The sequence below is a fragment of the Sorangium sp. So ce448 genome, assembly GCF_051520915.1.
GTDB lineage: Bacteria > Myxococcota_A > Polyangia > Polyangiales > Polyangiaceae > Sorangium > Sorangium cellulosum_B.
This window is the reverse complement of record NZ_CP150343.1, coordinates 4,089,970-4,107,322: the sequence shown is the minus strand read 5'-3', so window position 1 is coordinate 4,107,322 and position 17,353 is coordinate 4,089,970. Positions and strand designations below refer to the sequence as shown.

Here is a 17,353-nt window from a genome sequence, read left to right as displayed (position 1 = left end):
CCGCCCGACCCCTCCGGGCTCACCGGATCCGCCACGCCGGGTGCTCGTCCCCGAGGGCGGGCGCCTCCACAAGGCCGTTCTCGACCGCCCCGTCGTCGCTCTCCGGCTCGCACAGGTACACGGCGATCGCGCCGAGCGGCTGCTCGGTGTCGACCCGGGACCAGCCCTCGGGGGCCCGCCGGGCCTCCTCGCTCCACCGCACCGACACCTCGCCGACCCGGGCCGCCTCCAGGATCGCCCGTCCGCCCTCGGCGCCGAGCGACGCCACCCGGGCGACCTCGACGTCGTGGACGCCCCCGGCCGGCTCGACGCGGAGCCCGTGCCGGCGCAGGGCGTCGGCGATCGCCGGCGGCACGAGGTAGGCCCGCGGCCGATCCACCACCGTGGTCCCGACGAACCGCGCGTGGTGCGGGATCCGCAGGGTGACCGGCTCGCCGTCGAACGCCCGCGGGCTGCGCGTCAGGACGTCGATCGGGGTCCCGGCCGGCTCGAGGCGGTACCGGACCGCGACGCGCTCCGGCGGCCGGGCGCTCGCGGCCACGACCTCGCGGACCGCGTCGGCGTGGGCGGCGACCCAGGAGAGGGCCTCTATCTGCCACGCCGAGGCGGTCTGGACGCGCTCCTCGAACGGGAGGTAGCTGTAACACTCGAGAAGCAGGTCGAGCCGCCCGGTAAGCCCGCGGTAGTTCGAGCCGAACCGCGGATGGTGCGGGTAGGTCATCCAGCCGAGGCCGACGGGCGCCGCCGGATCGACCTCGCCGTCCGCGTCGAGCACGCGCTCGTCCTCGACGAAGTTGCCGTACCAGCCGCTCTCGAAGCCGCGCCGCCGGACGGCGGCGATCACGTCGGGGACCAGGCGGTCGCGCACCATCGCGATCGGCTCGGGGCGGCCCGACTCGATGGTGTGCGGCACGTCGACCGTCATGTGGAACCGGTGCACCGACCCGTTGGTCGCGTGGTTGTCTATCGTGAGATCGGGCGCCCAGGGGATGCACACGCGCTGCTGGAGCAGGCGCATCTCGGGTGCGGCCTGGCGGAGGTAGTCGCGGTTCAGGTTGATGCCCTGGCTCTGGGTGCGGGTGCCGACGACGGGACCTGGCTGGCCGGTGAGCTTCTTGAGGTCGAGGCGGCGGTTCCGCGGATCGAGCGCGTCGTTGCCATCCGCGTTGAACAGCGGGACGACGAGCAGCACGAGCGCGTCGAGCCAGTCGGGGTGGCGGCCGTCGAGCAGATCGCGGACGAGCGCGAGGCTGGCCTCCTTGCCCTCCACCTCGCCGGGGTGGATCCCGTCGAGCATCAGCACCACGGGGCGCCCGGCGCGGCGGGCCTCGTCCGGGGATCGCACGCCGTCCCTGGACAGCACGAGCAGCGGCAGCTCCCGCCCGTCCGGGCTGGTCCCGAAGGTGGTCACGTGCAGGCGCGGGTCGTTGCGTCCTTCGAGCGCGCGGACGAACCGCATCACGTCGGCGTGCAGGGAGGTCTCCCGGAATCCGGTGGCTTCGGCGCGGGTGAGCAGCATGGGCCCGATCTCTACCCCGCCGCGCGCAGGAAGGGGCCGTGATCGGCGACGACGGCGCGACGACGGCGCGCCCCGCCGGAAGAGCCCGCACGTGTGGTCGTGTGGTGGGTGTGGTGGACGAAGCGACGGAGTCCTCGTCCAGGCTGGCCAGATCGACAGGACAGGATGCGACGCGAAACCATGGAAGGCTCGGCAGGCACGTCAGACACGCATGTCTTCCCGTCGCCACGGTCGCCGGCGCGCGCGGTCGGCGCTCGGTGCGCAACGCGGTCCATGCGGCGAAGCGGCGGCGCGGCGACGCGGCGACGCAGCATCAGACGCTCAAAGAACGGATTGTCATTTTGGCAGGATGAGCCATTGTACAGGTGGCGGACGTGTCAGCTTTGGCAGAGCGGCGCAAGAAGCACCGCGATCCATGCGCTGGTTCCAGCGGATGGCTGCTGGCACGACCCTCGCATTCACAGGAGATGTCCCACAGACGCTGGCAGCGAGCGGGCGCTCGCGAACGAGGCAGGTAGCACCATGTTGAAGATCCTCCGGAAGTTGAATGAAGGGAGCCTCCTCCAGCGCACAATGATGCATATCGCGGTGCTCGTCGCCGGTTCTGCGAGCGTCGTCGCGCTGACCAGCGTGTTGCTCGTGTCGACCGCGAGGACCGTTCTGCCGCGCCACGATGCGACCGAGGCCGACGCCGACAAGGCGGATGAGGAGCAGGGCGCGGACTCGGATGCTGATCCGGGCTCGTCGGAGGCGGCGGCGAGCCCCGCCGGCCCGAGAGCCGTGCCCAAGGCGCTGGCGCAGGCGCGCATGGCGAACCGGCGCGAGAGCGCGGTGGCGCGGTGATCACCGGATCACCGCATCACCCCATGGCCCTGGCGCAAACGCGCGATGGCCGTCGCATCGCCCCGAGCGCGTGAGCGCTCCCGGCTTCGCAACAGGACATACGAGGGAACGAACCCGGACGGCATGACGCATGCGCTGTCGACCCGTCACCGGGCGCGCGGCTGGTGCTTGACACGCCCGAGAGCTTTTCGGTCTCCTTCTCCCCTGCGTGAGCCTCTTCATCACCTACCGCCGCCTGAAGCGCGGCGAGACCCCTGACCCGCGGATCACGCAGTGCTCGGAGGGACCTGTGGGGGTCACGGCGCGCGCGTGACAGCGGTGCGCTGGACAGGCTGGTTCACGCCGGAGCGGCGCGCCGCCGCGGCTCTGGTCGCGCTGGGCGCCGTCTTGCGGGCCGCCCTGTTCGCGGCGCAGCCGGAGCCGAGGGTCTGGTTCGACAGCGGGACCTATCTCTTCCGCTCGCTGCCGGGCGCGGCTCCGGCGCTGGACCGGCAGCAGGGTTACTCGTGGTTCCTGCGCGGGCTCCGGGCGATCTCCCCGGATCTCCGGCTCATCCAGGCGACGCAGCTGACCCTCGGCCTGATCACGGCGCTGCTGTTCTACGGGATCGCCCGGCGGCTCGCGCCGCGCCCGGGCTGGGCGCCGCTCGCGGCGCTCGGGCTGTGCCTGTTCTGGCCCACGAACCTCCTGCTCGAGACCCGCGAGCCGCGTCGCGCTCAGCGCGGCGCTCGACAGGCCTGCTGACGCTGGGAGTATCCTGCTTGGCCACCTCCGGGAAGCGACGCTGCCGGCGGGCACGCTGGACCGACACGTCAAGCTGACCACGGCGTCCACTGCGCACCAGGCGGTGAAGCAGATCTACGGCATCGACGTGTCGACCTGGCACGAGACGCGCTCCTTCACCCTCCCCTACCGCGGGCCGCTCACCGTGCTCAAGCCGATCCTCGCGGCGGCCGCGCTCGGGGCGCTCGTGCTCCAGCTGTCGAGGCGGCATCGCCGCGGTTATCAGCTCGCGCTCGCGGGGAGCGCGCTGCTGTTCACGGCGGCGGTGTCGATATCGATCCTGCCAGAGCAGCGGCACGTGCAGCTGGCGGAGAACCTGATGCTGCTCAACATCGCTCTCCTCGCGGGGCAGGTGCTGGCGCGGCAGCGGGCGCAGGAGGGCACGGCGCGATAAGGAACACCCCGGCCGCGGAAACGCCGCGCCGGGGTGCCCGCGGCTGGATCCGCTCGGCGCGCCCGTGGTAGCACCGTCGCCGATGACCCAGCCCCCGAGCCCCCTCGCCACCCCTGTCGCGTGGAACATGGTCGCCGACGACTACGCGGCTGACATCGTCCCTCACTTCGAGAAGTATGCCGCAGACGCGCTCCGGCTCGCCGGCGTCGGCCCGGGCGCCCGCGTGCTCGACGTGGCCGCCGGGCCAGGCACCCTGTCCCTCCTCGCCGCCGGGGAGGCGCGCGTGACCGCGATCGATTTCGCGCCCGCGATGGTCGAGCAGCTGCGCGAGCGCGCCGCGCGCGCGGCGCTCGCGGTGGACGCCCGCGTCGGCGACGGCATGGCGCTGCCCTTCGACGACGGCGCGTTCGACGCGGCCTTCTCGATGTTCGGGCTGATGTTCTTCCCGGACCGCGACCGCGGCTTCCGCGAGCTCCTCCGGGTGCTGCGTCCCGGTGGCCGCGCCGTCGTCGGGAGCTGGGCGCCGATGGACAGGACGCCCATCCTGGCCGAGCTCTTCTCGGGGATCGGCGCCGAGCTGCCCGGGCTGCCCTTCGGCGAGGGCAAGGCGCCGCTCGGAGACCCAGGCGAGTTCCGCGCCGAGATGGAAGCTGCCGGGTTCCGGGACGTCTCGGTGCGCGAGGTCGAGCACTCCCGCGAGTCGCCCTCGACCGAGGAGTTCTGGCGCTCGGTTTGCCGGACGAACGCGCCGCTGGTGCTCCTGCGGGACAAGCTGGGCGACGAGCGCTGGGAAGCGTTCGGCAAGGCGATCCTCGGCAGGCTGCAGGCGCGGTTCGGCGACGGTCCTCAGCAGCTCTCGATGACCGCCCTCCTGGGCGTGGGCACGCGGTAGCGACGGTCGCGGCGCGGCCGCACCGGCTACGGAGCGACGCGGAGCGTCCGCGACGCCACGAGCGCCCGGCAGAGGGCGATCCGGTCGTCCAGGTCGAGCCCGGGCAGTTCGCGCACGTAGAAGATGCCGTGCCGGGCGATGAAGCGCAGCGCGGGCTCGCCCCAGGCGTCGACGCGGACGAGCACCGCGTCGCCGTCGACGAGCTCCGCCTTGCCGTCGCTCAGCCGGACCGACACCTCGCGATCGCGGATCGCGCGGCGCGGGCCGCAGACGGACGAAGCGTCGCTCCACAGCTCGGGCGGCGGCTCGCCGTACAGGGCGCTGTACGCGGCCGCGAACTCGTCCCACGTCGCCTCGCGGCAGGCGTGCGTGACGGGCGCGTTGCTCGGCGCATGGTGCAGGAAGCGCCCGAAGAAGCGCTGGCAGAAGTCGGCATATTCGATCGTGAAGAGGACGAACTGGTGCCAGGCCTCGTCCACGCGCAGCGAGAACATCGGGTAAGCGCGGGAGCGATCGGAGTCGACGAGCCAGAGATAACGCACGAGCTCCCGGAACAGCGCCTCTGCCTCGCGCTCGGTGGCCACGGTCTTGTTCATGAGCAGCTTGCTGATGACGAACGGCGCCCGGTAGGCAAAGAGATCAGGCCGCCTGGGCGCGCCCGGCGTCACGACGTCTGTTTGCGGCGGTTGCGTGGATTGCGTGGATTGCATGGGTCAGTTCTCCTGCGCTTCGAAGGGCTGAAAGGTTCCCCAGTCGACGAGGGCGCGGGCGAGCGTTAACTGCTCCGCCTCCGCGAGGCCGGGAATGTCGGTGGGGCGGAGCTCCCCGGCGGCCGACACCGCGCGGAGGGCGGGCCCGGCCCACGCGTCGACGCGGAGCAGGACCTGGGCGCGCCCGCCGCAGCGAGCGACGAGCTCGGCGCGGCCCGCGCGGGGCGCCACGTCGAGATCCACGCCCGGCCAGCGGCGCGCGAGGACGGTGTGCGCGCCGAGGGCCTCGGTCCGGCCGAGCGCCCGGGCGACGCGCCGCCGGGTCCCCGCGTCGCCGCGGGCGTGGAGGCGCGCGAGGAGCGCGGCGGCCTGCGGGCCCCGGCGCTCGAGGGCGTCAATCTGCGCCCGGCGAACGCACTCCCGCTCGTGCGCGAGGAGCGCCGCCGAGAGCGCGTCGTCCGGCTCGGCCCGGGGCGCCATGGGGGTCAGGCCCTCGATGGGGCCCACCTGCGCCTCGATGACCGGACCGTCGTGAGGGCCGAACAGGTGCAGCGAGATGGACCAGCTCCCCGTCGGGTTCCGCGGGTCGTGGATGCACGGCCCGTAGATGTGACCGACCCGCCCGGCCTCCGCGGAGAACAGCCGCTTCGGCACAAGCCGCCGCGCGCGGGCCGTGGCGTCCCAGTCGAAGGTCGCGACATCGAGCGTGTTGTGGACGACCGCCGTGACCGTCCAGTCCGAGTGCTCATGGGCGCCGGCCGCGCGCCCAGGCCGCCAGTACGCGAACGCGAGGCGCACGCCGAGCTCGGGGAGGACGTGGAACGGCGCGAGCTCCGGCGCGCCGTCGCGACGCTCGATCTCGAGCGCGAAGAGGTCGAGCAGGAGCTCGTCGTCCGCGAGCCCGGCGCGGACCGCGCCCTCGACCGCGCGGACGTGATCGCGCGGCGGATGGCCGCGGCCCTCGGGGCCCGGGAAATCGAGCCGCCCGAAGAGGGCGGTGAGCTCGGCGAGCCTCATGGCGCGATCCGGAGGTAGTCGCCCTTCACGAGCGGACGGCAGAGCGCCACGCGTTCGCCGTCCTCGAGGCCGGGGAGCTCGCGGACATAGAAGTGATCGCAGTCGACGATGAACTGCAGCGCGTCCTTCGCCCACGCGTCGATGCGCAGGAGGACGCGCTGCGGCTCCACCGACCACACGAGCTCCGCCCTCCCCTCCTCGACCCGGACATAGATGGGGCGGCCGAACTTGACGCGGATGAGGCGTGTGTCGGGCGTCACGGCGAGCTCGTCGCTCCACGCGGCGGAGAGGGGCCCAAAGAGCGCCTCGTACTCGGCGCGATACTCGGCGAGCGTCATCTCGGGGCGCGCGCCAAGCTCGCCGCGAGGGGCGGTGTTGGCAGTGTGGTGCACGAACTCGCCGAAGAAGCGATGGCCGAACGCCGCGTACTCCTCGGTGAAGAGGACGAACTGGTGCCAGACCTCGTCGATCCTGCGGGAGAACATGGGGACTTGCCGGGTCCGGTCTGCGCGGCAGACGAAGATATATTTCTTCACCTCGTCGAAGAGCCGCGCCGCATCTTCGCGGGAGGAGGCCATCCGGTCCTTGACGAGCTTCTCCTCGAGCCACGGCGCGCGGAAGGAGAGCAGTTCGGGGATGATTGACGTGTCCATCACCGTGCGCTCGTTGCGAGCTTCGTGCCGAGCGGCGCTCACCCGCTTCGGGGACGGGGCCATCTCGACGTTTTCGGTGCTCAGCGCACCGGAGTGCGCCTGCGCGCCGAAAACGCCGATCTGAGCCCGTCTCCTGTGCGGGTGAGCGCCGCTCGGGGACCCCATCGCGTGCGCCGGCGCTGACCCGCTCGGGAAGGGCGATGCCAGACGGATTTCCCCAATTGGGAAAGGGGTTGCTCAAGCGCGGCCGGTACCCCGCCAAAGCGGCCGATACCGCGCCGAAAACGGCGTGGCACGGCGACTGCAATAGCCCTCCTCGCGGGACGTCGAGTCCCCGAATGAAATAACCAACCTATCTACGGAGCAATCGCCATGAACGAGCAGATCAAGGTCGAGGTCGAGGTCGAGTCGAAGCAGGAGACCGTCGAGGAGCGCCCTGCGCGCCTGACGGTGGAGGTCCCCACGGAGCTCCAGGCGGGCCTTGCCGCGCCGGTTTGCACCTGTCCGCCCGGCTGCTGCTGCTGAGACGCCGACGAGGCCCGCGAGGAGCCGAAGACCGCGGCCCGCGGCGACCGGCACCTCGAACCTGACGATACGACCGCGGAGGCCCGCGCTGCGATGAGCAGCGTCGGGCCTTTCGCGTTCAAGACGGTTCAAGACGCACGATGCGCCGGCGAGGCCGGCCGTTCAGGCCGAAGGCTCACAGATCGAAGCGACCCGACGCCTCGGGCTGATAGACGATGCGCTCGATCCGGAGCCGCCGGGTGCGGCTCGGCGTGGGCCACTCCACCTCGTCGGCCTCTCGACAGCCGAGCAGCGCGAGCCCCATCGGCGCGAGCACCGAGATGCGGCCGCTCTTCACGTCGGCGATCCCGGGAAACACCACGGTCACGCAGAGCCGCTCCTCCGTGTCGAGATCGAAGAGCTCGACCCTGGAGTTCATGGTGACCACGTTCGGCGGGATATCCGCCGGCTTCACCACGTCGGCGCGCTCGATCTCGATCTCGAGCGCCTCCAGGTTGGGGGAGTCTCCCCCGGGCCGCGCGCGCAGCGCCTCGAGCAGCCGCGCGAGGCGATCGCGGTCAAATTCGGTGAGGACGATGGGGTTCGTGTGAGGTGCCATGAGCTGGGATCTCCTTGTGTCGTCAGTGCGATCCGGGCCTGGCCGAAGTTCCGCGCCGGCGAGCTGGACGGCGGGAGTGCTCGCCCAGGTCGCCCGCTCAGGCGCCCTCGACGCCAGGCCCGCTTCCTTCAGGGAGCGGCCAGCGAAAGACGCCGGAAGGCCGCTCCCCTACGAGCGTGCGGGCGACCTCCGGCAGAGAAGCCGGGATCGCAGGGGAATGAGCGCGCTACGCGCGCCGCGGCAAGGCCACGAACGCGACGCGACGGGGTGCAGGCAGGCGCTCATTCCATGGGCATGGTAACACGGCGGTCTCCCCCGGCGCCATGACAGGGGGAAGCGGTCCTCATTTCCGTCGTCGTCCCCCCCGACCTTTCATCAGCCCCAGGCGGGCTCGGCCATCGACCGGGCTGGTGCCCTGCGAGGTCGACGGCCTCGGCGCACCAGCCCTAGATTTGTAGCCGGCATCACTCGTGGCGACATGCCGGGGGCGTGCGAAGCAGGGCGCCGGGCAAGTTGGACATGGCCCGGTGCCTGCTCGACCAGACACCTGCCCATGTCCGACATGCCGGGGGGGCCTCACCCAGCAGGCGCCCGCTCATGTCCGATATGCCGGGGGCGTCACCCAGCAGGCGCCCGCCCATGGTCGACATGCCCGCCGCTTGCTCGGCGACGGCACCGACCCATGCTTGACATGCCCACAGCCAGCTATCGGCGGGGCGCAGGATCAGAAGGAGTCCATCAAATTTGCATCGCACGACCGGATTGGGGCCGTGTCCGAGGTGGCAACGACGGCCACCGAAAGCTCGAAGACGCCAAGCTGTGCGCTGAACGCCTCCAAAAACGCTGGTTTCTCCTGCGCCTCGAGCTGGAATCGATTGGCAGATGGCCGTGTGGGACCTGGGGGGGCTTTGCCGGGCAGCGCGTGTGCCGGGGCGGCACAAGCAACGTGCGGCGCGAGCCTGAAGTCGCATGGATCCAGAGGCATGCCCAAGGCGTTGCGGCTCTATCGGGCACAGAATCTGAACAGCACGCTCACGGAGTACCTGTCGCGGTACGCAACGGCGAGATCGGGTTTGCCGTCGCCGTTCAGGTCCGCAGTCGCCACCGAGCTAACACTACCGATCGTTGGATAGGCAACGTCCGTGGCCAACGTGCCCTCTCCCTCGTTGAGCAGCACGCTCATGCTGTTGCTTTCCTGGTTCGCGACAGCGAGGTCGGGCTTGTCATCGCCGTTCAGGTCCGCGGCCGCAATCGAGCTGGGGAACTCGCCCACTTCGTAGTCGAGCTTGGGGGAAAATGTGCCGTCTCCCTTGTTGCGCAGCACGCTCACGCTGTTGCTGGCCCTGTTCACGACGGCGAGGTCGGGCTTGCCGTCGCCGTTCAGGTGCACAGCCACCACCGTGACAGGGTACTCGCCCGTCGGGTAGTCGAGCTTAGGGGCAAACGTGCCGTCTCCCTTGTTCAGCAGCACGCTCATGCTGTTGCTGGCCTCGTTCGCAACAGCGAGGTCGAGCTTGCCGTCGCCGTTCAGGTCCGCGGCCGCCATCGCGACGGGAGCCTCGCCCGTCGGGTAGTCGAGCTTGGGGGCGAACGTGCCGTCTCTCTTGTTGCGCAGCACGCTCACGCTGTTGCTGGTCCTGTTCACGACGGCGAGGTCGGGCTTGTCATCGCCGTTCAGGTCCGCGGCCGCCACCGCGACGGGGAGCTCGACCACTTTGTAGTCGAGCTTGGGGGCAAACGTGCCGTCTCCCTTGTTCAGCAGCACGCTCACGGTCGCGCTGTCGAGATTCGCAACGGCGAGGTCGGGCTTGCCGTCGCCATTCAGGTCCGCGGCCGCCACCGCGAGGGGGTCCCTGCCCGTCGGGTACTCGAGCTTGGGGGCGAACGTGCCGTCTCCCTTGTTCAGCAGCACGCTCACGCTGTCGAGGCCGTAGTTCGGTACGGCGAGGTCGGGCTTGTCGTCGCCGTTCAGGTCCACGGCAGCCACTGACCTGGGGTTGGTGCCCGTCGGGTACTCGAGCTTGAGGGCGAACGTGCGGTAGCCGTAGCCGTCGCCGAGCAGCACGCTCACGCGGTTGCTAGCCGCGTTCGCAACGGCGAGGTCGGGCTTGCCGTCGCCGTTCAGATCCGCGGCCACCACTGACCTGGGGTCCTCGCCCGTCGGGTAGTCGTGCTCGGGAGCGAAGGCGCACGTGCCGTCTCCCCTGTTGCGCAGCACGCTCACGGTGCCGCTGTCACGGTTCGCAACGGCGAGGTCGGGCCTGCCGTCGCCGTTCCGGTCCACGACCGCCACTGACCAGGGCTCCTCGCCCGTCGGGTAGTCGCGCTTGAGGGCGAACGTTCCGTCTCCCCTGTTGCACAGCGTGCTCACGGTCGCGCTGTCGCGATTCGCAAAGGCGAGGTCGGGCTTGCCGTCGCCGTTCAGGTCCGCGGCCGCCACTGACGAGGGACTATCGCCGGTCGGGTAGTCGAGCTTGGGGGCGAACGTGCCGTCTCCCTTGTTCAGCAGCACGCTCACGCTGTCGCTGCCCGCGTTCGCGACAGCGAGGTCGGGCTTGCCGTCGCCGTTCACGTCCGCGGCCGCCACCGAACTGGGGGAATTACCCGTTGGGTAGTAGCGCGTGGGGGCGAACGTGCCGTCTCCCTTGTTCAGCAGCACGCTCACGCTGTCGAGGCCGTAGCTCGTTACGGCGAGGTCGGACTTGCCGTCGCCGTTCACGTCCGCGGCCGCCACCGAAGAGGGGCTGCGGTCCGTTGGATAGTCGAGCTTGGGGGCGAACGTGCCGTCTCCCTTGTTCAGCAGCACGCTCACGCTGTCGCTGCCCGCATTCGCGACGGCGAGGTCGGGCTTGCCGTCGCCGTTCAGGTCCGCGGCTGCCACCGAAGAGGGGCCGAAGCCCGTTGGATAGTCCAGCGCGGGGGCGGGGATGGTGATGCCGTTGTTGACCACCACACTCACGGTGCCACTCTCGAAGTTCGCGACGGCGAGGTCGGGCGTTCCGTCGCCGTTGAGATCCGCAGCCGCTACCGAGACGGGGAATTGCCCCACAGGAAAGGACAGCTCGTCACTAAATTTGAGCTTTCTACAGATGCACATCCCATTGCCGCAACGCTCTCCCACCCCACAGACCACGGGGGCGCTGTCCCTGCACGCAGCGGTGGTTGGATCGCAACCGACACAGGGATCGCAGACAGGACCGTAATTTTGCCAGCTCCCTTTCTCGTCGCAGTACTGCGGAATGTGCTCTGAGCACCGCAAATCTTCCGGCGTGCAGTCCAGCACGCAGTCGCCGTCCGAGCATTGATACCCAGCAACCAAATCGCACGACTCACCCGTGCTATACCATTGCCCCTTCTCGCCACACGCCTGGGGCGTGAGGCCCAGACACCGCTTGTCCCCGGGAGCACATTCACCCATACACTCGCCTTCGTAGCAGGTCTTATCGTCACACGGCCCCCCTTGTAGATCCTGCCAATCCTTCGCTATGCAGATCTGGGGCTGCTGGAGCTGCTGGCCGATGCACCGTCTGGCACCGTCAAGGCACACGGGGACGCACTCACCGCCAACGCATTGCTGACTGGCGCACGGGCTCTCGGGTGCGTCCTCCCATCGCCCCGCCCTGCAGATCTGGGGCAGCTGGCCGCTACACTGCCTATCGCCATCGTCGCACACGGGGCGGCACTCACCGTTCTCGCATTTCTGGCCAATGCAGGGCGCCGCTGACACATTCTGCCATCGTCCAATGTTGCAGACCTGGGGCCAATCGCTGTCACACCGCCTGGCGCCTTCCTCGCACACGGACGACTTGAACTCGCCCACCCCCAGCACGCCGTTGCACGCCCAGAGGACAAGGCTGATAAGGATCGCCCCCACGCTCCAGACGCTGCCCGACCTCCCACCCCTTTTCGGCTGGCTCATCAGAACCTTCCTTTCACCTCGAAGCCCCCGAGCCCCACGCCCGCGCTCACGCTCGGGTCGGCGCCCCGTTCACCGCTTTCCGGCCTCGTGAGCAGCAGCACGGCCGTCCCCGCCACCGCCCCGAGCCCCCCCACCACCAGGCCGATGGTCGCCGCCGTCCCCAGAGACGCCGCGGCTTCCTGGTCCCGTTTCTCCCTGGAAGTGCATTGCTTGTTTGGAGAACGGGCCTCGAGCTCGTTGACCTTGCCGAGCGCCATCCCCCCGGCCACGGCAAACACCCCGAGCCCCGCCACCCCCACGCCGTAGCCCAACCCCACCCCGATCTTCCTGTTCCTCGCCGCGCGCTCCTCCGCCAGACGGTCCGCCAGCGATACCGACAGCTCCCGCTGCTTGCGCCGCTCCAGCCGCACCGTGCGCGTCTCCGAGACGAACCCGCCCGCGCTCACCTCGATCACATGCTCCCCCAGCGGCAGCCGCCCTTCCCACGGCGCTTTGCCCACCACCCGCGCATCGATGGTCACCGTCGCCCCCGCCGGCGTCGACTCGACCCGCAGCGACGCGTCTCGCTCCTCCGCCCCAAGCACCAGCCGGGTCTCCTCGTACGGCCTCACCGACGCTGCCGTCACGCTCGAAGCCACCCTCGCTCCGTCCTTTGCCGCCGTCGCCGTCGCCTCGCACGCAGCCAGCGCCTCCACCCCCATGAACCCGTGCAACCGCACCTTGTGCTCGCCAGCGTCCACCAGCCCCTGCCAGGGCGTCACCCCGACATCCTTGCCGTCCAGCTCCACGCGAAGCACCCAGTTGTGCTTCTCGCTCAGCACCAGCAGTCCCTTTCTCGACTTCGCCATCAGCTCCGCCATGCTCGCCTTTCCGGCCTTGACTTCCACCGTCGTCCTGCCCGGCGCAAAGCCCTCTTTCTCGACGCGGACGGCCCAGCTTCCCGCACTCAATCCTATCGGCCTTTAGAGGGGGGAGCTTGCCGCGCAGGCGATCGTCGATGAGTTACATCTCATGACCGGATCGGGGCTGACTCCGAGAGGGTGACGATGGCCACCTGCGTCTGGATGACGTCGAGCTCTGGATGAGCTGAACCTTCTGAAACCGTTGGTTCTCCTGCGCCTCGCATTGGGGCCGATAAGCAGATGGTCGTGCAGAAACGGAATCGGGACCTTCCGGGCGACGCTGGTACCGGGCCGGCACAAGCAATGCGCAGCGCGATCCTGGCGTGACGTGGGGCCACAGGCGTATCCAAGGCGTTGAATTGCTATCGGTCGCAGATACTGAATAGCACTCTCACGGTGTTAGCCTCCAAGTGCGCGACAGCGAGGTCAGGTCTGCCGTCGCCGTTCAGGTCCGCGGTCGCCACTGAGTATGGCTCATCGCTCGTTGGATAGTCAACCTTCGGAGTGAACGTGCCGTCGCCCTTGTTGAGTAGCACGTGCACGCTGTCGCTATCGACGCTCGCGACGGCGAGGTCGCGCTTGTCATCGCTGTTCAGGTCCGCGGCCGTCACCGAGCTGGAGCCCTCACCTGGTAGGTAGTCGAGCTTGGGGGCGAACGTACCATCCCCGTTGTTAAGTAGCACGCTCACGCCGGCGCTGCCTCGGCTCGCGACCGCGAGGTCAGGCTTGCCGTCGCCGTTCAGGTCGGCAGCTGCCACCGAGGAGAGGCTATCGCCAGTCGGGTAGTCGAGTTTGGGGGCGAACGTGCCGTATCCCTTGTTGAACAGCACGCTCACGCTGTTGCTGGCCCAGTTCGCGACGACGAGGTCGGGCTTGCCGTCGCCGCTCAGGTCCGAAGCCGCTACCGACGTGGGCTCCTCGCCCGTTGGGTAGTCGTGTTTGGGGGCGAAGGTGCCGTCTCCCTTGTTGACCAGTACGCTCACCGTGGCGCTCTCGATATTCGCGACGGCGAGGTCGGGCTTGCCGTCGCCGTTCAGGTCCGCAGCCGCTACCGACGTGGGCTCCTCGCCCGTTGGGTAGTCGTGCTTGGGGGCGAGCGTGCCGTCTCCCTCGTTGAACAGCACGCTCACGCTATCGCTGGCCCAGTTCGCGACAGCGAGGTCGGGCTTGCCATCGCCGTTCAGGTCCGCGGTCGCCACCGAAAAGGGGCCCTCGCCCGTCGGGTAGTCGACCTTGGGGGCGAACGTGCCGTCTCCCCTGTTGAACAGCACGCTCACGCTGTTGATGTAGTAGTTCGCGACGGCGAGGTCGGGCTGGCCGTCGCCATTCAGGTCCGCGGCCGCCACCGAAATGGGACCGCCGCGCGTCGGGTAGTCGAGCGTGGGGGCGAACGTGCCGTCTCCCTTGTTGAACAACACGGTCATGCTGTTACTGCGCTCGTTCGCGACGGCGAGGTCGGGCTGGCCGTCTCCGTTCAGGTCCGCGACCGCCACCGAGCTTGGGAGATTACCCGTCGGGTAGTCGAGCTCGCCGGCGAATGTGCCGTCTCCCTGGTTGAACAGCACGCTCACGCTGTTGCTGCCCCCGTTCGCGACGGCGAGGTCGGGCTGGCCGTCTCCGTTCACATCCGCGGCCGCCACCGAGCTGGGGTAATTACCCGTCGGGTAGTCGAGCGTGGGGGCGAATGTGCCGTCTCCCTCGTTGAACAGCACGCTCACGCTGTTGCTGCGCTCGTTCGCGACGGCGAGGTCGGGCTGGCCGTCTCCGTTCACATCCGCGGCCGCCACCGAGCTGGGGTAATTACCCGTCGGGTAGTCGAGCTTGGGGGCGAAGGTGCCGTCTCCCTTGTTGAACAGCACGCTCACGCTGTTGCTGCCCCCGTTCGCGACGGCGAGGTCGGGCTGGCCGTCTCCGTTGAGGTCCGCGGCCGCCACCGAGATAGGGCCGTCACCCGTCGGGTAGTCGAGCTTGGGGGCGAACGTGCCATCTCCCTTGTTGAACAGCACGCTCACGCTGTTGCTGCCCCAGTTCGCGACGGCGAGGTCGGGCTGGCCGTCTCCGTTGAGGTCCGTGGCCGCCACCGAACGGGGGACATCGCCCGTCGGGTAGTCGAGCTTGGGGGCGAACGTACCGTCTCCCTTGTTGAACAGCACGCTCACGCTGTCGCTGCCCCCGTTCGCGACGGCGAGGTCGGGCTGGCCGTCTCCGTTGAGATCCGCGACCGCAACCGAAGAGGGACCCTCGCCCGTTGGATAGTAGACCCTGCGGGCGGGGATGCTGAGGCCGTTATTGACCAGCACGGTCACGCCGACGCTGATCAGGCTCGCGACCACTAGGTCGGGCTTGGCGTCGCCGTTGAGGTCCGCAACCGCTACCGAGGTGGGGGAAACACCCACAGAAAAGGGGATCACATTACTAAGCACGAATTTTCTACAGATGCACGTCCCATTGGCACAAATCTCCCCCATTTCACAGACCACGGGGGCGCTGTCGTTGCACGCAGCGGTGGTTGGATCGCAACCGACACAGGGGTCGCAGACAGGACCGATATTCTGCCAGCTCCCGTTCGCGTCGCAGTACTGCGGAATGTTTTCTGAGCACCGCAGATCCGGCGGTTTACAAATGTACAGACAGTCTCCGCCCGAGCACTGAAACCCCGCATTCGAATCGCACGGGTCACGCGTGCTTTGCCATTCCCCATTCTTGTCACACTCCTGGGGCGTGAGGCCCTGGCACCTCTTCCGCTCTGGAGCACAAATACCTTCGCACTTGCCGAATATGCATGCCTGATCAACGCACGGGCCCTCGGGTGCATCCACCCATCGCCCCGCCCTGCAGATCTGGGGCTGCTGGGGCTGCTGGTCGCTGCACCGCCTATCGCCATAGTCGCACACGGCGCGGCACTCACCGTTCTCGCATTTCTGATCAATGCAGGGGGCCGCTGACACGTTCTGCCATCGTCCAATATTGCAGACCTGGGGCCGATCGCCATCACACCGCCTGGCTCCTTCGTCACACGCGGCCGGCTTGAACTCGCCCACCCCCAGCACACCGTTGCAAGCCCAGAGGACAAGGCTGATAAGGATCGCCCCCGCGATCCGGACTCCGCCCGACCTCCCACCCCTTTTCGGCTGGCTCATCAGAACCTTCCTTTCACCTCGAAGCCCCCGAGCCCCACGCCCGCGCTCACGCTCGGGCCGCCGCCCCGTTCACCGCTTTCCGGCCTCGTGAGCAGTAGCACGGCCGTCCCCGCCGCCGCCCCGAGCCCTCCCACCACCAGGCCGATGGTCGCCGCCGTCCCCAGAGACGCCGCGGCTTCCTGGTCCCGTTCCTCCCTGGAAGTGCATTGCTTGTTTGGACAACGGGCCTCGAGCTCGTTGACCTTGTCGAGCGCCATCCCCCCGGCCACGGCAAACACCCCGAGCCCCGCCACCCCCACGCCGTAGCCCAACCCCACCCCGATCTTCCTGTTCCTCGCCGCGCGCTCCTCCGCCAGACGGTCCGCCAGCGATACCGACAGCTCCCGCTGCTTGCGCCGCTCCAGCCGCACCGTGCGCGTCTCCGAGACGAACCCGCCCGCGCTCACCTCGATCACATGCTCCCCCAGCGGCAGCCGCCCTTCCCACGGCGCTTTGCCCACCACCCGCGCATCGATGGTCACCGTCGCCCCCGCCGGCGTCGACTCGACCCGCAGCGACGCGTCTCGCTCCTCCGCCCCAAGCACCAGCCGGGTCTCCTCGTACGGCCTCACCGACGCTGCCGTCACGCTCGAAGCCACCCTCGCTCCGTCCTTTGCCGCCGTCGCCGTCGCCTCGCACGCAGCCAGCGCCTCCACCCCCATGAACCCGTGCAACCGCACCTTGTGCTCGCCAGCGTCCACCAGCCCCTGCCAGGGCGTCACCCCGACATCCTTGCCGTCCAGCTCCACGCGAAGCACCCAGTTGTGCTTCTCGCTCACCACCAGCAGTCCCTTCCTCGACTTCGCCACCAGCTCCGCCACGCTCTCCTGTCCGGCCTTGACCTCCACCGTCGTCCTGAGCGGCGCGAACCCCTCTTTCTGGACGCGGATCGCCCGGCTCCCCGCGCTCACCCGCAGCGGCTTCTCCAGGGGGAGCTTGCCCCGCAGGCGATCGTCGATGAACAGCAACGCCCCGGCTGGCGCGTCGCCCGTCACCGCCAGCGTCCCCACCAGGCCCGAGAGCTCCGCCATCTCGGCCGCCACCGTCGCCTCGGTCTTGGCAGGCATCCGCGGGAACTCGCGGCGCATCTCCTCGTACTGGTCCAGCGCGTCGTCGAACTGGCCGACCTGCTTGAGGCACGACGCGATATAACCCATGGTGTTCCGGTTCTTCTTGTGCCAGAGCGATCTGCGAAACGCCTCCAGCGCATCGCGATACTCCTGCTTGTCGAAGTGGGCGACGCCCGCCTGGAATTGGGCCCGAGCCTCGGCCTCATTGCCGTAGACCTCCGCTTGCGAATCCTTGCCCTGCGGCGCAGGCGGCGCCGCCTTCGCTTCGACGTCGATCAGCCCCAGTGCAAGGACCCAGCCAGCCAGTCTTCTCGAGTGAATTGGACGCACGAGCTTCGCCCTCCTCCCA

14 protein-coding genes are annotated in these 17,353 nt (G+C 69.2%); 5 read left to right on the top strand and 9 right to left on the bottom strand.

The window, feature by feature from the left end; genetic code table 11:
- Positions 1-19: 19 nt before the first annotated feature.
- Positions 20-1,519 carry a M14 family metallopeptidase gene (locus tag WMF45_RS15730; RefSeq protein ID WP_437717705.1) on the bottom strand — a complete coding sequence of 500 codons (1,500 nt, stop codon included), beginning with the start codon at positions 1,517-1,519 and terminating at the stop codon, positions 20-22.
- Positions 1,520-2,041: 522 nt separating this feature from the next.
- On the opposite strand from WMF45_RS15730, the gene WMF45_RS15725 reads away from it, so the two are divergent.
- The 4 genes from WMF45_RS15725 (at position 2,042) to WMF45_RS15710 (ending at position 4,431) form a co-directional block, all read left to right on the top strand.
- Positions 2,042-2,362: a hypothetical protein gene (locus WMF45_RS15725; RefSeq protein ID WP_437717704.1), complete on the top strand. Its 321-nt coding sequence runs from the start codon at positions 2,042-2,044 to the stop codon at positions 2,360-2,362.
- Positions 2,363-2,671: 309 nt separating this feature from the next.
- Positions 2,672-3,106, top strand: a complete 435-nt coding sequence (locus tag WMF45_RS15720; RefSeq protein WP_437717703.1) for a hypothetical protein — start codon at positions 2,672-2,674, stop codon at positions 3,104-3,106.
- Between the two features lie 103 nt (positions 3,107-3,209).
- The gene (locus WMF45_RS15715) at positions 3,210-3,539 is read left to right on the top strand and encodes a hypothetical protein (RefSeq protein WP_437717702.1); all 330 of its coding nucleotides are present in this window, start codon (positions 3,210-3,212) and stop codon (positions 3,537-3,539) included.
- Positions 3,540-3,621: 82 nt separating this feature from the next.
- Positions 3,622-4,431, top strand: coding sequence for a class I SAM-dependent methyltransferase (locus WMF45_RS15710; RefSeq protein WP_437717701.1), 810 nt, complete (start codon positions 3,622-3,624; stop codon positions 4,429-4,431).
- A gap of 26 nt (positions 4,432-4,457) precedes the next feature.
- Here the strand turns inward: WMF45_RS15710 and WMF45_RS15705 are convergent, their stop codons facing one another.
- From WMF45_RS15705 to WMF45_RS15695, 3 genes are read right to left on the bottom strand one after another with little or no spacing between them, the layout of a single operon-like run.
- Positions 4,458-5,141, bottom strand: coding sequence for a glycine-rich domain-containing protein (locus WMF45_RS15705; RefSeq protein WP_437717700.1), 684 nt, complete (start codon positions 5,139-5,141; stop codon positions 4,458-4,460).
- Between the two features lie 3 nt (positions 5,142-5,144).
- Positions 5,145-6,158: a hypothetical protein gene (locus WMF45_RS15700; RefSeq protein WP_437717699.1), complete on the bottom strand. Its 1,014-nt coding sequence runs from the start codon at positions 6,156-6,158 to the stop codon at positions 5,145-5,147.
- Positions 6,155-6,814 (bottom strand): glycine-rich domain-containing protein, encoded by a 660-nt coding sequence (locus WMF45_RS15695; protein WP_437717698.1) that lies wholly within the window; start codon positions 6,812-6,814, stop codon positions 6,155-6,157. Before WMF45_RS15695 ends, WMF45_RS15700 begins: the two co-directional genes overlap by 4 nt.
- Positions 6,815-7,183: 369 nt before the next feature.
- Here WMF45_RS15695 and WMF45_RS15690 point away from each other — a divergent pair, with 369 nt between their 5' ends.
- Positions 7,184-7,336, top strand: a complete 153-nt coding sequence (locus WMF45_RS15690) for a hypothetical protein (RefSeq protein WP_437717697.1) — start codon at positions 7,184-7,186, stop codon at positions 7,334-7,336.
- 175 nt (positions 7,337-7,511) lie between these two features.
- Here WMF45_RS15690 and rnk read toward each other — a convergent pair whose 3' ends face one another.
- The 5 genes from rnk to WMF45_RS15665 all read right to left on the bottom strand — a co-directional run bounded on the left by rnk (position 7,512) and on the right by WMF45_RS15665 (position 17,334).
- A complete protein-coding gene (gene rnk, locus WMF45_RS15685) occupies positions 7,512-7,934 on the bottom strand; it encodes a nucleoside diphosphate kinase regulator (protein ID WP_437717696.1) in 423 nt (140 codons plus the stop codon).
- 1,003 nt (positions 7,935-8,937) lie between these two features.
- Positions 8,938-10,983 (bottom strand): FG-GAP repeat domain-containing protein, encoded by a 2,046-nt coding sequence (locus tag WMF45_RS15680; RefSeq protein WP_437717695.1) that lies wholly within the window; start codon positions 10,981-10,983, stop codon positions 8,938-8,940.
- An 869-nt stretch (positions 10,984-11,852) separates the two neighbouring features.
- Complete coding sequence (locus WMF45_RS15675) at positions 11,853-12,701, bottom strand: PEGA domain-containing protein (RefSeq protein WP_437717694.1); 849 nt, start codon at positions 12,699-12,701, stop codon at positions 11,853-11,855.
- A gap of 416 nt (positions 12,702-13,117) precedes the next feature.
- Positions 13,118-15,178, bottom strand: coding sequence for an FG-GAP repeat domain-containing protein (locus WMF45_RS15670; RefSeq protein WP_437717693.1), 2,061 nt, complete (start codon positions 15,176-15,178; stop codon positions 13,118-13,120).
- Positions 15,179-15,894: 716 nt separating this feature from the next.
- Positions 15,895-17,334 carry a PEGA domain-containing protein gene (locus tag WMF45_RS15665; RefSeq protein ID WP_437717692.1) on the bottom strand — a complete coding sequence of 480 codons (1,440 nt, stop codon included), beginning with the start codon at positions 17,332-17,334 and terminating at the stop codon, positions 15,895-15,897.
- Positions 17,335-17,353: the final 19 nt, after the last annotated feature.

Bases quoted from the DNA above. Each gene is read 5' to 3' on its own strand.
- WMF45_RS15700 (WP_437717699.1), bottom strand. From the start codon at position 6,158: ATGAGGCTCGCCGAGCTCACCGCCCTCTTCGGGCGGCTCGATTTCCCG.
- WMF45_RS15690 (WP_437717697.1), top strand. From the start codon at position 7,184: ATGAACGAGCAGATCAAGGTCGAGGTCGAGGTCGAGTCGAAGCAGGAG.
- rnk (WP_437717696.1), bottom strand. From the start codon at position 7,934: ATGGCACCTCACACGAACCCCATCGTCCTCACCGAATTTGACCGCGAT.
- WMF45_RS15710 (WP_437717701.1), top strand. From the start codon at position 3,622: ATGACCCAGCCCCCGAGCCCCCTCGCCACCCCTGTCGCGTGGAACATG.
- WMF45_RS15705 (WP_437717700.1), bottom strand. From the start codon at position 5,141: ATGCAATCCACGCAATCCACGCAACCGCCGCAAACAGACGTCGTGACG.
- WMF45_RS15675 (WP_437717694.1), bottom strand. From the start codon at position 12,701: ATGGCGAAGTCGAGAAAGGGACTGCTGGTGCTGAGCGAGAAGCACAAC.
- WMF45_RS15725 (WP_437717704.1), top strand. From the start codon at position 2,042: ATGTTGAAGATCCTCCGGAAGTTGAATGAAGGGAGCCTCCTCCAGCGC.
- WMF45_RS15730 (WP_437717705.1), bottom strand. From the start codon at position 1,519: ATGCTGCTCACCCGCGCCGAAGCCACCGGATTCCGGGAGACCTCCCTG.